The sequence below is a fragment of the Pantoea sp. PSNIH1 genome (genome assembly GCF_007680655.1).
Classification (GTDB): domain Bacteria; phylum Pseudomonadota; class Gammaproteobacteria; order Enterobacterales; family Enterobacteriaceae; genus Pantoea; species Pantoea eucrina.
On the sequence record NZ_VEIP01000002.1, the window covers coordinates 135,620 to 149,416 of the forward strand.

Below are 13,797 nucleotides of genomic sequence, written 5' to 3' on the forward strand. Positions count from 1 at the left end.
AGCGAATAACACGCAGGTGAAGCAATTATATTGTCGTGGAATACCAGTGCCGACATTTTATCCATCTTCGGGCTGGCGGGCACGATCATATTCTGTCACGGCAGAAATGCTCGTACACAGATCACTTTACGGACATTTGCCCGGCAAGTGGTAATAACGATATGTGATGTATCTCTCACTTTTATGTCAAAAGGAATTATTTGGCCGGTGCGGTTGAAATCCACCGCGCGGGTGCCCATCTCACTACCTATGATCGTTACGATCGCTCTGTTTCTGCCGCCTGGCCTGTCGCGAGGCGGCCCAACTCACAGGAGACACCAGTGCGCTGGTTACCGTTTTTACTCTTTTTTGTCCTGGCGTGGATTGAGATCACGCTGTTTATCCAGGTGGCACATGCGCTGGGCGTGCTGCTGACGATGCTGCTGGTGATTTTCACCTCCTGTATCGGTGTGTCGCTGGTGAAAAATCAGGGCATGAAAAACTTTATGCTGATGCAGGAGAAGCTTGCGCGTAACGAAAGCCCGGCAGCGGAGATGATTAAAAGCGTCTCGCTGATCATCGCTGGTGTGCTGCTGCTGCTGCCCGGCTTCTTTACCGATTTTCTCGGCCTGCTGCTGCTGCTGCCGCCAGTGCAAAAGCTCCTGACGCTGAGGCTGATGCCGCATCTGCGCGTCTGGCGCGGTCCGGGGCAGGGACCCGACAGCGGCGTAACGATGGATGGTGAATTTGAGCGTAAAGATCAGGATCGCATCGGCCACGATAAAGATCGCTGAGGTAAGCGAGGCGGCGCAAGCCGCCTTATTTGTATTCTTTTTAAGCGTTTGTAGCACAAACAAAAATTTTTTTATTTTTTTCCCCTTGAAACTCTCTTGTCTGCCCCTATCTCTTCCTGCACGAGGCCGGAACCCTCAAGCCCGGCGTTCAACCCAAAAATGAATGATTGGACTTCTCAAAGGAGAGCTACCAAATGAAAATTCGTCCGTTGCACGATCGCGTTATCGTCAAGCGTAAAGAAGTTGAAGCTAAATCAGCAGGCGGTATCGTCCTGACCGGCTCTGCAGCTGGCAAATCAACCCGTGGTGAAGTTCTGGCTGTTGGCAATGGCCGCATCCTGGACAACGGCGAGATCAAGCCGCTGGACGTGAAAGTGGGTGATCTGGTGATTTTCAGCGAAGGCTACGGTGCAAAAACCGAGAAAATCGACAACGAAGAAGTTCTGATCATCTCTGAAAGCGACATCCTGGCGATTGTCGAAGCGTAATTTACGCGTAATTCACTGAACGAAACGAATTTAAGGGAAATTTGAAATGGCAGCTAAAGACGTAAAATTCGGTAATGACGCACGCGTAAAAATGCTGCGTGGCGTGAACGTACTGGCAGATGCAGTAAAAGTTACCCTGGGCCCGAAAGGCCGTAACGTGGTTCTGGATAAATCTTTTGGTGCACCGACCATCACTAAAGATGGTGTTTCTGTTGCGCGTGAAATCGAGCTGGAAGATAAGTTCGAGAACATGGGTGCACAGATGGTGAAAGAAGTCGCGTCTAAAGCAAACGATGCAGCAGGCGACGGCACCACCACCGCAACCGTACTGGCACAGTCTATCGTTAACGAAGGCCTGAAAGCCGTTGCGGCCGGCATGAACCCGATGGATCTGAAGCGCGGTATCGATAAAGCTGTTATCGCTGCTGTTGAGCAGCTGAAAGCGCTGTCTGTACCTTGCCAGGACACCCGTGCAATCGCGCAGGTAGGTACGATTTCTGCTAACTCCGATGAGAGCGTTGGTACCCTGATCGCCCAGGCGATGGAAAAAGTGGGTAAAGAAGGCGTTATCACCGTTGAAGAAGGCACCGGCCTGCAGGACGAGCTGGACGTAGTGGAAGGTATGCAGTTCGATCGCGGCTACCTCTCTCCTTACTTCATCAACAAGCCAGAAACCGGCGCAGTTGAGCTGGAAAGCCCGTTCATTCTGCTGGCTGACAAAAAAATCTCCAACATCCGTGAAATGCTGCCAGTACTGGAAGCCGTTGCGAAAGCGGGCAAACCACTGCTGATCATCGCGGAAGATGTGGAAGGTGAAGCACTGGCAACGCTGGTGGTGAACACCATGCGCGGTATCGTGAAAGTGGCTGCGGTTAAAGCACCAGGCTTTGGCGACCGTCGTAAAGCGATGCTGCAGGATATCGCTATCCTGACCGGCGGTACCGTGATCTCTGAAGAGATCGGTATGGAGCTGGAGAAATCCACGCTGGAAGATCTGGGTCAGGCGAAGCGCGTTGTGATCAACAAAGATACCACCACCATCATTGATGGCGTGGGCGATCAGGGTGCTATCTCTGGCCGCGTATCGCAGATCCGTCAGCAGATCGAAGAAGCGACCTCAGATTACGATAAAGAGAAGCTGCAGGAGCGCGTAGCGAAACTGGCAGGCGGCGTAGCCGTACTGAAAGTAGGTGCCGCTACTGAAGTGGAAATGAAAGAGAAGAAAGCGCGCGTTGAAGATGCCCTGCACGCTACCCGTGCTGCGGTAGAAGAAGGCGTGGTAGCAGGCGGCGGCGTCGCGCTGGTTCGCGTTGCGGCTCAGCTGACCGATCTGCGTGGTCAGAACGAAGATCAGAACGTCGGTATCAAAGTTGCGCTGCGCGCAATGGAAGCTCCGCTGCGTCAGATCGTTTCCAACGCCGGTGAAGAGCCTTCCGTTGTGGCAAACAACGTGAAAGCGGGCGACGGTAACTACGGTTACAACGCGCAGACCGAAGAGTACGGCAACATGATCGACTTCGGCATCCTGGACCCGACCAAAGTAACCCGTTCTGCGCTGCAGTACGCGGCCTCTGTAGCTGGTCTGATGATCACTACCGAGTGCATGGTTACCGATCTGCCTAAAGGCGACGCACCTGATTTAGGCGCGGGCGCAGGCGGTATGGGTGGCATGGGCGGTATGGGCGGCATGATGTAATTGTCCCCGACAGCGTAAGCTATCTGCGAAACCCCCGACCGGAAACGGTCGGGGGTTTTTCTTTTGCTGGCGAACAGGGTATAAGTAGGGACGCGATCTTTCGGCTTTGTGGGTTCAGGGCAATGAATGTTCAGAAAAAAAGTGCGCTTTTCTGCTACGCTGCCGCCCGACACTGATGATAATAAAATGGGGATTACAATGCGGATTAACCTCTTGCCCGGACTGGCAGCGGGCATCATGCTGCTGGCGGGTTGCAGCAGCTCAAATCAGCTGAGCGCCGCTGGCGAACGCGTCACGTTTGTCGATGAGCAGCCAGCAAGTCAATGTCAGCTTCTGGGCAACGTCACCGGCTCACAGAGCAACTGGCTGAGCGGGGCGGGCGGCGAAAATAGCGCGCTGCGCGGTGCTGCCAACGATCTGCGCAACCGGGCGGCTGAAATGGGCGGCAACGTTATTTATGGTGCCACCAGCCCGACGCAGAATCTGCTTTCTGCGTTCGCGCCGCTCGACAGCAAAATGACCGGCCAGGTTTACAAGTGTCCGTAATAGCAGAGCAGCAATAAAAAAGCCGCGAGAGCGGCTTTTTTTATTTGCAGCGGAATGTGGGGGTTACGAGCCGCTATGGTCGCCATTAATGGCGACCCTACATAAGCACGCCGGGTGCGCATCAATTGTGGCACGTCTGTTTGCAGGGTGCGCATCAGTTGCGGCACGTCTGCTTGCAGGGTGCGTATCAGTTGCGGCACGTCTGTTTGCAGGGTACGCATCAATTGCGGCACGTCTTTGTAGGGTGCGCATTCATGCGCACCGGAGAGCGAGCGTTACTCCTGACGCAGCTGAAGGTCCAGCGGGGTTTTGCTCGGCTCACCGCCAATCTCACGCGCCAGTCTGGGAACCATATAGCCGGAGACCCGGCTGAGCAGCTGACGCATCAGCGCGCGCGCTTCGGCGTCTGAAACAAAGAAGTGGGCAGCGCCCTGAACTTTGTCGAGCACGTGGAGATAGTAGGGCAGAATGCCGGCATCAAACAGCGCATTACTTAGCTCAGCCAGCGCATCCGCATTATCATTAACGCCGCGCAGCAGCACGCTCTGATTCAGCAGCGTCACGCCCGATCGCTTCAGCAGCTGCAGACGCGCGCGCAGCGCCTCATCAATCTCCTGCGCATGATTGATATGGCTTACCAGCAGCACCTGCAGGCGGGTGTCAGCCAGCAGCTGACACAGCGTTTCCGTAATGCGCGCCGGGATCACCACCGGCAGCCGGCTGTGAATACGCAGGCGCTTCAGATGCGGGATCTGCTCCAGCGCCGCAATCAGCCAGGCCAGCTCATGATCTTTAGCCATCAGCGGATCGCCGCCGGAAAAGATAATCTCATCCAGCTCCGGGTGCGCGGCAATGTAGTCGATCGCCGCCTGCCAGTTACGCTTGTTGCCCTGATTATCCTGATAAGGAAAGTGACGGCGGAAACAGTAGCGGCAGTTTACCGCACAGCCCCCTTTGACCAGCAGCAGCGCGCGGTTTTTATACTTGTGCAGCAGGCCCGGCACCACGCTGCTCTGCTCATCGAGCGGATCGGTAGTGTAGCCCGGCGCATCGGTAAACTCCTGGCGGCTGGTCAGCACCTGCAGCAGCAGAGGGTCACCGGCATCGCCGTGGCGCATGCGCTGAATGAAGGCGCGCGGCACGCGCAGGGCAAAAAGCTGGCGTGCAGCGTGGCCGGCAGCTAATTCCTGATGATGTTCGAGGCCTAAAAGTTGCAGTAATTCAGCAGGATCGGTGACAACATCAGCAAGTTGCTGCAACCAATCTTCTCTGACAGGGGAATTTAGGGTTACAATGTGTGCCATTTTTTTGGCTATTACCAGTTAATATCTACAGAGGGCCTTTATGGCGACTTATCTTAGCAACGATTTTCGTTCCGGTCTTAAAATCATGTTCGAAGGCGAACCGTATGCCATCGAATCCAGTGAATTCGTAAAACCGGGTAAAGGCCAGGCTTTCGCACGCGTTAAAATGCGTCGTCTGCTGACCGGTTCTCGCGTTGAGAAGACCTTCAAATCTACCGACTCTGCCGAAGGCGCAGACGTTCGTGATATGACGCTGCAGTACTCTTACAACGACGGTGACTTCTTCTACTTCATGCACCCTGAGTCGTTTGAACAGTACCAGGTTGAAGCCAAAGTACTGGATGACGTGACCAAGTGGCTGCAGGACAACGCAGAGTGTATCGTAACCCTGTGGAACGATAAACCGATTGCCGTTCAGCCGCCAAACTTCATCGAAGCAGAAATCACCGAAACCGATCCGGGCCTGAAAGGCGACACCGCCGGAACCGGCGGCAAGCCAGCGACCCTGTCTACCGGCGCAGTGATCAAAGTGCCACTCTTCGTTCAGATTGGCGAAGTGGTGAAAGTTGACACCCGCTCGGGTGAATACGTTTCCCGCGTAAAATAAGCACGACATCAGTACTCAATCAGGCGCATCGGTGATGCGCCTTTTTTTATGGCCGCGAAACGCGATGGCGGCGTGAATTTTTCCGGGGCGCAGCTACCAGGGTTGCAGAAGCAGACTATGCTTTAAAAGCTGTACTTTTACTGCAACCAACAAGGATATGGCTATGTTTAAGAAAAGTATTGTCGCAATTTTCTCTGTGCTGGTGCTCTCTTCGGTACTGAGCGGCTGTAACACCACGCGCGGCGTCGGTGAGGATGTCGAAGCGGGTGGTCAGGCAATTCAGCGCAGCACCCAGTAAAATCTGCCGGTGCGAAAGCTTTCGCACCGCTCTTTTTTCCTCTGATCTGCCAGCTTCTCTTCCGCTACGCCTCGTTGTTTGCTGCTTCTGTTCCGGGTAGACTTCCACCCCTTATTTGTATGAGGAGTCATCACCATGAGCGAAACGGCAAGCTGGCAGCCGAGCGCACCCATTGCCAATTTGTTGAAACGCGCCGCGATTCTGGCGGAAATCAGGCGTTTCTTTGCCGATCGCGGCGTGCTGGAAGTGGATACCCCGGCGATGAGCCAGGCCACCATTACCGATATCCATCTGGTGCCGTTTCAGACGCGTTTTGTCGGACCCGGCGCCAGCGAAGGCCGCGATCTCTGGCTGATGACCAGCCCGGAATACCATATGAAACGGCTGCTGGCCGCTGGCAGCGGGCCGATCTACCAGATGGGTCGCTGCTTCCGTAATGAAGAGGCGGGGCGTCATCACAATCCTGAATTCACCATGCTGGAGTGGTACCGCCCGCACTACGATATGTATCGCCTGATGAACGAGGTGGACGATCTGCTGCAGCAGGTGCTGGAGTGCGACACTGCAGAATCCCTCTCTTATCAGCAGGCGTTTATCCGTCATCTGGAGATTGATCCGCTCTCTGCGGATAAAACGCAGCTGCGCGAAGCCGCGACAAAGCTCGGCGAGGGGGAGCTGGCGCAGCGTGAAGAGGATCGCGATACGCTGCTGCAGCTGCTGTTTATGCTGGGCGTAGAGCCGAAAATTGGCAACGACAAACCCTGCTTTGTCTATCACTTCCCGGCAAGTCAGGCTGCGTTGGCGGAGATCAGCACGGAAGATCATCGCGTTGCTGAACGCTTCGAGGTCTATTACAAAGGGGTTGAGCTGGCGAACGGTTTTCGCGAGCTGACCGACAGCCGTGAGCAGCGTCAGCGTTTTGAACAGGATAACCGTCGTCGTGCGGCGCGCGGGCTGCCGCAGCATCCGATTGACCACTATCTGCTGGATGCCCTGGCGCATGGTATGCCAGCCTGTTCCGGCGTGGCGCTGGGCGTGGATCGCCTGATTATGCTGGCGCTGAAAGCCAGCGCGCTGAGCGATGTGATCGCGTTTCCGGTCGACAGAAGCTGAGAACGTCAGGTTAAGCGCGGCGCCGGCTGGCGCCGCGGCTTACTGGGCGGTGGTGACGGGGGCGGCAGCTTCCGGAAATTCCTGGATCGTAACCGGCAGCGTCATTTTTTGCTCATTGCGCAGCACCTGCACATCAATCACTGAACCGGGGCGGATCTCCGCCACCTGATCCATCGTCTCCTGCGCGGAGAGCGCAGGCTTGCCATTAACCTGCAGCAGCACATCGTTGGCCTGGATCCCGGCGCTATCGGCCGGACCGCCCGGCGCGACGCTGTTAACAATAATACCCTGTACGCGATCGAGATTGCTGCCCTGGCCGTGCAGCGGCGGCAGTTCACGTCCGGTAATGCCGATATAGCCGCGGATCACCCGCCCGTCGCGGATCAGCTTATCCATGATTTTGGCCGCCAGCGCGGTAGGAATAGCGAAGCCGATGCCTTCCGGTGTTTCTCCGTCGTTGCTTTTATCAAAGGTCAGCGTGTTGATACCCATCAGCTCGCCCAGCGAATTGATCAGCGCGCCGCCTGAATTGCCCTGATTAATTGAGGCATCGGTCTGCAGGAAATTTTGCCGGCCGGAAGAGCTCAGGCCGACGCGTCCGGTCGCGCTGATAATGCCCTGTGTGACCGTCTGCCCGAGATTATAGGGGTTGCCTATCGCCATCACGACGTCACCAATGTGCGCCAGCCGCGCAGGGTTAATCGGGATAACCGGCAGGCCTGAGGCGCTGATTTTGAGCACGGCTAAATCGGTCATGGCGTCGGAGCCCACCAGGGTCGCTTCAAAAAAGCGGCCATCCTGCAGCGCCACGATGATCTGATCGGCGTTATTGATAACGTGTTTGTTGGTAAGGATGTACCCTTTCGCGTTCATGATCACACCCGAGCCGAGCGTGGTGATACCGCGATTATTGTTACCGTGGGCGCTGCGGTTGTAGACATTGACTACGGCGGGCACGGCGCGGCGCACCCCCGGATTAAAACTGAAAGGGGTTTCGTCAGCGCTGCTTTCATGATCAAAAGTGACGTCGCTGCCCATCCGCAGCGCCGGGATCGCAACAAGCAGCAAGCCTGCTACGATCAGGCCCATCACCACTGCACGCAAAAGTTTAAGAAACATGGTGTTATTTCAAGCCAGGTGAGATCGCAGGGCAGAATAACATGAGAAAGGCGGACACACACCTGCTTGTCCGCCTGTCGGGGGGATTATCTCAGAAGCAGGTAGATACTCTCGTCGCCGCGTACCACATTCAGCGCCAGCACCGGCGGTTTGCCCTCCAGCACTTTACGCATCTCGGCAAGGCTCTGCACCCGGGTACGGTTTACGCCCACAATCACATCATCTTTCTGCAGACCGACCTGCTCAGCCGGCGTGCCTTTTTCGATGGCGTCGACTTTAATGCCTTTATCGCCTGTTTTGGTGGCTCCGTCGCTCAGCTGCGCGCCCTGCAAAGCAGGAGACATCAGCTGCGCGCTGGCGGTGCTCTGCGCGCTCTGCTCCAGCGTAACGGTCACGCTGACCGGCTTACCGTCGCGCAGCAGACCGATTTTCACCTGCTGGCCTGGCGGCGTGGTGCCTACTTTAACGCGCAGCTCGGCGAAGCTGGCGATCGGCTTATCGTTGATAGAGGTGATGATATCGCCCGATTTTATCCCCGCTTTCTCCGCGGCCGATTTTGGCAACACTTCAGAGACAAATGCGCCGCGCTGCGCGTCAACGTTAAACGCTTTCGCAATATCCGCCGTCATCTCGGTGCCTTTGATACCCAGCTGACCGCGCTTCACTTCGCCGAACTGAATCAGCTGCTGCGCCAGGTTGATCGCCATATCACTGGGGATGGCAAAGCCGATACCAATATTGCCGCCGCTTGATGCCAGAATCGCGGTATTAATACCGATAAGCTCACCGTTCAGGTTGACCAGCGCGCCGCCGGAGTTACCGCGGTTAATCGCCGCATCCGTCTGAATAAAGTTCTCCAGTCCTTCAAGATTAAGGCCGCTGCGGCCGAGTGCCGAGATGATCCCGGAGGTGGCTGTCTGACCCAGACCAAACGGATTACCGATGGCTACCGCAAAGTCGCCGACTTTCAGCGCATCAGAATCGGCGATTTTCACCTGCGTCAGGTTCTTAGCCCCTTCAACCTGAATCAGAGCGATATCTGTCTGCTCGTCGTGGCCAATCAGTTTGGCATCATATTCGTTGCCGTCGCTGAGCTGGACGCTGATTTTGTCCGCGCCGTTTACAACGTGATTATTCGTCAGAATATAGCCTTTTGCCGCATCGATAATGACGCCGGAACCGAGGCCTTCAAATGGCTGAGGCTGCGACTGACCTGGCGCCTGGCCGAAAAAACGCTTCAGCGGTTCCGGGATCTCCTGCGCCTGCTGACCACTGTCGCTGCCCTCAACGTGTACGCTGACCACCGCCGGCAGCACTTTCTCCAGCATCGGTGCCAGGCTTGGCAGCGCCTGCCCCTGAATCTGTGCCGGAAGCGCGGCCATCGCGCCTGACGTTGCGGCCAGGCTCATGCTGATACTCAGCGCCAGTGCGCTTAATAGTTTTGTTTGTTTTTTCATGGGTTATCAGGCTCTCGCTGCGAATAGGGGAGTACAGAAAGTGTGACAGTCGTTTACTGCAAGTGTTCGAAACAAAAAGGGCACCGCATGAGGCGGTGCCCTGAAAAGATTAACTGCGGGGCGGGGTAGTGCGATCGCTGCCGCGCAGTAACCCGGAAGCGCCTTCAGAGTAGTCGCGCGGGATCTGCACCGGCGCCTGATCGTTATCCGCTTCCGCTTCCGTCAGCTGATAGGCGAACGGATTTTTTTCACCCGGCAGATTAGGCAGCAGATCGTTGGATCCTTTTGCCATGTGCTGATAAAGCTGGCGGTAATCGCGCGCCATATTGTCCAGCAGCTCTGCGCTCTGGGCAAAATGGTTGGTGAGCTCTTCGCGATAATCTGCCAGCTCCGCTTTTGATTTTTCCAGTTCATACTGCATGCTGCGCTGTTCGCGCAATTTTTTGTTGCCAAAACGCATAGCGACTGCGCCGACAATAATGCCAATCACTAAACCAATCAGCCCGTATTCCCAGGTCATAATAACTCCCGTGTAATTTCCGTTGCTTCGTAGGGCATTGCTTCAACTTCAACTTCAGCTTCACTATAAGTCACTATACCCGTTAATCTGCAGGAAGTGGAACTATCGGACTGTATCGCTTAGTGTAGAGCGGCCTAATTTTCAGCAACCGACACGTGAATCGGACTTTTCAGGGATTCTGAGAGAACCATGCAAACCTCATCTCCGCTTGCGCGCTATGAGCAGGCGCTGTCGCAGGGCGAGTTCCGCCCGGACGACGTACAACGTGAAGCTATAACCCGCTTAGACGCTATCCAGCAAGGGTTGATTGCCCGTCAGCAGCCGCGTGAGAATAGCGGCCGCGGTCTGCTGGGACGCCTCTCCCGACTGGTCGGCAAAGAGAAGGCAGCGCCGGAAGCACCGGTACGCGGTCTCTATATGTGGGGCGGCGTCGGCCGGGGAAAAACCTGGGTCATGGACCTGTTTTTTCAGTCAATTCCTGGCGATCGCAAACTGCGGCTGCACTTTCATCGTTTTATGCTGCGGGTACATGAAGAGCTGACGCAGCTGCAGGGACAAAGCGATCCGCTGCAGATTGTGGCTGACCGTTTTAAAGCAGAGACCGATATCCTCTGCTTTGATGAGTTTTTTGTCTCCGACATTACCGATGCCATGCTGCTGGGTACGCTGATGGAGGCACTGTTCGCACGCGGTATCGCCCTGGTCGCCACCTCCAATATTCCGCCGGACGATCTCTACCGCAACGGTCTGCAGCGCGCGCGCTTCCTGCCCGCTATTGAGCAGATTAAACAGCACTGTGAGGTGATGAACGTGGATGCCGGCATCGACTATCGCCTGCGTACGCTGACGTCAGCACATCTGTGGAACCATCCGCTTAATGACGCCACACAGGCGGAGATGACGCGCATGTTTCGTGCGCTGGCGGGCGGAGCACCCGATGATGCGCCGGTGCTGGAGATCAATCACCGGGAGATGCCCACCCGTGGAGTACATGAAGGCGTACTCGCCATTGATTTCCTGACGCTGTGCGGGGCGGGGCGCAGCCAGCACGACTACATTGAGCTATCGCGGCGTTTCCATAGCGTGCTGCTGTTTGATGTACCGGTGATGATTTATAAAACTGAAGATCAGGCGCGCCGCTTTCTGGCACTGGTGGATGAATTTTATGAACGCCACGTCAAACTGGTGGTGGCAGCGGAAACCTCGCTGTTTGAAATTTATCAGGGAACCCGGCTGAAGTTCGAGTATCAGCGCTGCCTGTCACGCCTGCAGGAGATGCAGAGCGAGGAGTATCTCCGGCTGCCGCATCTGCCGTGACGCCCGGCCAGAAATCGTGAATTTTGTCGCAAAAAGGTTCGATTTTTAAATCTGACTTCTCTATAATCTTGCGACCCCACGTTACAGCACAGCATTTCTTTTCCCGGAAAGCTGTGTGATCCGGTAACTCTACCTGAGGGGGTGGGCTTGCTGGGCGAAATGGTCGCGTGAGCCTCAATCGTTAACTTAGCGTTTGGGATTTCACCAACGTGTAACTTTTATTTGGGTAAGCTTTTCAATGAAAACTTTTACAGCTAAACCAGAAACCGTACAGCGTGACTGGTATGTTGTTGACGCAACTGGCAAAACCTTGGGTCGCCTGGCGACTGAACTGGCGCGCCGTCTGCGTGGTAAGCACAAAGCGGAATATACTCCGCACGTTGACACCGGTGATTACATCATCGTTCTGAACGCGGACAAAGTTGCTGTAACCGGCAACAAGCGTACCGACAAGATTTACTATCACCACACTGGTCACATCGGTGGTATCAAGCAGGCGACCTTCGAAGAGATGATTGCCCGCCGTCCTGAGCGTGTGATTGAAATCGCGGTTAAAGGCATGCTGCCAAAAGGCCCACTGGGTCGTGCTATGTACCGTAAACTGAAAGTTTACGCAGGCAACGAGCACAACCACGCGGCGCAGCAACCGCAAGTTCTTGACATTTAATCGGGATTATAGGCAATGGCTGAAACTCAAAACTACGGCACTGGTCGCCGCAAAAGCTCTGCCGCTCGCGTCTTTATCAAGCCGGGTAGCGGTAACATCGTAATTAACCAGCGCTCTCTGGAGCAGTACTTCGGTCGCGAGACTGCACGCATGGTCGTGCGTCAGCCGCTGGAGCTGGTTGATATGGTTGGTAAACTGGATCTGTACATCACCGTTAAAGGTGGTGGTATTTCTGGTCAGGCTGGTGCGATCCGTCACGGTATCACCCGCGCTCTGATGGAATACGACGAATCTCTGCGTGCAGAACTGCGCAAAGCGGGCTTTGTTACCCGTGATGCTCGTCAGGTTGAACGTAAGAAAGTCGGCCTGCGTAAAGCACGTCGTCGTCCTCAGTTCTCCAAGCGTTAATTGCTTACTGCTTCGGCAGTGTCAATTGGCTCAAAAAACCCGCTTCGGCGGGTTTTTTTATTGGCTGTTATCCCGGTAAAGCAGTGTAAAAACGCGAGCTTTCCCGGCTATTTGCCCGCAAATGCGCAACCCCGCCCCACAAGCTGCTTAAAATCTGGTAAACTCACTGACACTTTGCGCCCGCGAGTCGCGGCCTGAACTGACGCTCCGCTCCGGACATGAGCCGGATATCAGCGCTGCCCGGCAGTGTGCGAGTCTGATGATCGGGTGAGTCGCCGTGTGGTTGGCTATTCGCAGTATATTTTTGTGAACAAACTTGGAGGTTTTCATGGCTGTCGCTGCCAACAAACGTTCGGTAATGACGCTGTTTTCTGGTCCGACTGACATTTTCAGCCATCAGGTACGTATCGTACTGGCTGAAAAGGGCGTCAGCGTGGAGATCGAGCAGGTTGAACCAGATAATCTGCCGCAGGATCTGATTGACCTCAACCCGTATCGCACCGTACCTACGCTGGTTGACCGTGAACTGACGCTGTATGAATCACGCATCATCATGGAGTACCTGGATGAGCGTTTCCCGCATCCTCCGCTGATGCCGGTTTATCCGGTTGCGCGTGGTGAAAGCCGCCTGATGATGCACCGCATTGAGCAGGACTGGTATAGCCTGCTGCGTACCATCGAAACCACCAGCGGCGCTGAGGCAGATGCCGCGCGTAAACAGCTGCGTGAAGAGCTGCTGGCGATTGCGCCGCTGTTTGCGCGCACGCCGTTCTTTATGAGCGAAGAGTTCAGCCTGGTGGATTGCTACCTGGCGCCGCTGCTGTGGCGTCTGCCGCAGATGGGCGTTGATCTGAGCGGTGCCGGCTCGAAAGAGCTGAAAGGTTATATGACACGCGTATTTGAACGCGACTCCTTCCTCGCCTCACTGACGGAAGCTGAGCGGGAAATGCGCCTGCAGGCTCGGGGCTAAGTATGGAAATGTCGCAACTCACCGCGCGTCGCCCCTATCTGCTGCGGGCATTTTACGACTGGCTGCTGGATAATCAGCTGACGCCGCATCTGGTGGTGGATATCAATTTGCCTGGCGTACAGGTCCCGCTGGAGTATGCGCGCGACGGACAGATCGTGCTGAATATTGCGCCGCGTGCGGTAGGCAATCTCGATCTCTCCAATGACGAAGTGCGCTTCAACGCGCGCTTTGGCGGCGTGCCGCGTCAGGTTTCCGTGCCGATGGCTGCTGTAATGGCAATCTACGCGCGTGAAAATGGTGCGGGCACCATGTTCGAACCGGAGCCGGTCTACGATCAGGCGATGGACGATCAGGAAGCGGGTCAGGAAGAGACGGTCATGTCCGTTATCGATGGCGATCGTCCGGATGATGCTCAGGATGAGGATCATTCCCCTGATGACGAGCCACCGCCGCGCGGCGGACGTCCTTCACTGCGCGTCGTTAAGTAATCTTTTCGCGCAGAAAAAACGGGCCT

Annotated in this window: 17 protein-coding genes; 12 read left to right on the plus strand and 5 right to left on the minus strand. The window is 55.6% G+C overall.

The window, feature by feature from the left end:
- Window positions 1–320 precede the first annotated feature (320 nt).
- The 4 genes from FS690_RS08190 to FS690_RS08205 all read left to right on the plus strand — a co-directional run bounded on the left by FS690_RS08190 (window position 321) and on the right by FS690_RS08205 (window position 3,503).
- Complete coding sequence (locus FS690_RS08190) at window positions 321–773, plus strand: FxsA family protein (RefSeq protein WP_039382127.1); 453 nt, start codon at window positions 321–323, stop codon at window positions 771–773.
- Between the two features lie 194 nt (window positions 774–967).
- A complete protein-coding gene (locus FS690_RS08195) occupies window positions 968–1,261 on the plus strand; it encodes a co-chaperone GroES (protein ID WP_039382130.1) in 294 nt (97 codons plus the stop codon).
- Window positions 1,262–1,307: 46 nt separating this feature from the next.
- Window positions 1,308–2,957 carry a chaperonin GroEL gene (groL, locus tag FS690_RS08200; RefSeq protein WP_104085595.1) on the plus strand — a complete coding sequence of 550 codons (1,650 nt, stop codon included), beginning with the start codon at window positions 1,308–1,310 and terminating at the stop codon, window positions 2,955–2,957.
- Window positions 2,958–3,155: 198 nt separating this feature from the next.
- The gene (locus tag FS690_RS08205) at window positions 3,156–3,503 is read left to right on the plus strand and encodes a DUF4156 domain-containing protein (protein ID WP_039385686.1); all 348 of its coding nucleotides are present in this window, start codon (window positions 3,156–3,158) and stop codon (window positions 3,501–3,503) included.
- Here FS690_RS08205 and FS690_RS08210 read toward each other — a convergent pair.
- Window positions 3,488–3,724 carry a hypothetical protein gene (locus FS690_RS08210; RefSeq protein WP_145339385.1) on the minus strand — a complete coding sequence of 79 codons (237 nt, stop codon included), beginning with the start codon at window positions 3,722–3,724 and terminating at the stop codon, window positions 3,488–3,490. The two genes, FS690_RS08205 and FS690_RS08210, sit on opposite strands and share 16 nt — an antisense overlap.
- 54 nt (window positions 3,725–3,778) lie before the next feature.
- A complete protein-coding gene (epmB, locus tag FS690_RS08215) occupies window positions 3,779–4,807 on the minus strand; it encodes an EF-P beta-lysylation protein EpmB (protein WP_039382136.1) in 1,029 nt (342 codons plus the stop codon).
- A 40-nt stretch (window positions 4,808–4,847) separates the two neighbouring features.
- On the opposite strand from epmB, the gene efp reads away from it, so the two are divergent.
- The 3 genes from efp to epmA all read left to right on the plus strand — a co-directional run bounded on the left by efp (window position 4,848) and on the right by epmA (window position 6,825).
- Entirely contained in the window at window positions 4,848–5,414 is a 567-nt protein-coding gene (efp, locus tag FS690_RS08220; protein WP_039382139.1) for an elongation factor P, read from the plus strand.
- A 163-nt stretch (window positions 5,415–5,577) separates the two neighbouring features.
- Complete coding sequence (locus FS690_RS08225; protein ID WP_039382142.1) at window positions 5,578–5,712, plus strand: entericidin A/B family lipoprotein; 135 nt, start codon at window positions 5,578–5,580, stop codon at window positions 5,710–5,712.
- Between the two features lie 135 nt (window positions 5,713–5,847).
- Window positions 5,848–6,825, plus strand: a complete 978-nt coding sequence (gene epmA, locus FS690_RS08230; protein ID WP_039382145.1) for an elongation factor P--(R)-beta-lysine ligase — start codon at window positions 5,848–5,850, stop codon at window positions 6,823–6,825.
- Between the two features lie 39 nt (window positions 6,826–6,864).
- Here the strand turns inward: epmA and degS are convergent, their stop codons facing one another.
- The 3 genes from degS to zapG form a co-directional block, all read right to left on the minus strand.
- A complete protein-coding gene (gene degS / locus FS690_RS08235) occupies window positions 6,865–7,944 on the minus strand; it encodes an outer membrane-stress sensor serine endopeptidase DegS (protein ID WP_039382147.1) in 1,080 nt (359 codons plus the stop codon).
- An 86-nt stretch (window positions 7,945–8,030) separates the two neighbouring features.
- On the minus strand, window positions 8,031–9,401 hold the full coding sequence (degQ, locus tag FS690_RS08240; RefSeq protein ID WP_145339387.1) for a serine endoprotease DegQ: 1,371 nt from the start codon (window positions 9,399–9,401) through the stop codon (window positions 8,031–8,033).
- Window positions 9,402–9,510: 109 nt separating this feature from the next.
- Window positions 9,511–9,921: a Z-ring associated protein ZapG gene (gene zapG / locus FS690_RS08245; protein ID WP_094110668.1), complete on the minus strand. Its 411-nt coding sequence runs from the start codon at window positions 9,919–9,921 to the stop codon at window positions 9,511–9,513.
- Between the two features lie 189 nt (window positions 9,922–10,110).
- Between zapG and zapE the strand changes: the two genes are divergently transcribed.
- From zapE to sspB, 5 genes are all read left to right on the plus strand, one after another.
- Window positions 10,111–11,238, plus strand: a complete 1,128-nt coding sequence (gene zapE, locus FS690_RS08250; RefSeq protein ID WP_094110669.1) for a cell division protein ZapE — start codon at window positions 10,111–10,113, stop codon at window positions 11,236–11,238.
- 238 nt (window positions 11,239–11,476) lie between these two features.
- Window positions 11,477–11,905, plus strand: a complete 429-nt coding sequence (gene rplM, locus FS690_RS08255) for a 50S ribosomal protein L13 (RefSeq protein WP_039382157.1) — start codon at window positions 11,477–11,479, stop codon at window positions 11,903–11,905.
- Between the two features lie 15 nt (window positions 11,906–11,920).
- Entirely contained in the window at window positions 11,921–12,313 is a 393-nt protein-coding gene (rpsI, locus tag FS690_RS08260) for a 30S ribosomal protein S9 (RefSeq protein ID WP_039382160.1), read from the plus strand.
- Between the two features lie 328 nt (window positions 12,314–12,641).
- Window positions 12,642–13,283, plus strand: coding sequence for a stringent starvation protein SspA (gene sspA, locus FS690_RS08265; RefSeq protein ID WP_039382163.1), 642 nt, complete (start codon window positions 12,642–12,644; stop codon window positions 13,281–13,283).
- 2 nt (window positions 13,284–13,285) lie between these two features.
- Window positions 13,286–13,771: a ClpXP protease specificity-enhancing factor gene (sspB, locus tag FS690_RS08270; protein WP_039382169.1), complete on the plus strand. Its 486-nt coding sequence runs from the start codon at window positions 13,286–13,288 to the stop codon at window positions 13,769–13,771.
- The last annotated feature ends 26 nt before the right edge of the window (window positions 13,772–13,797 follow it).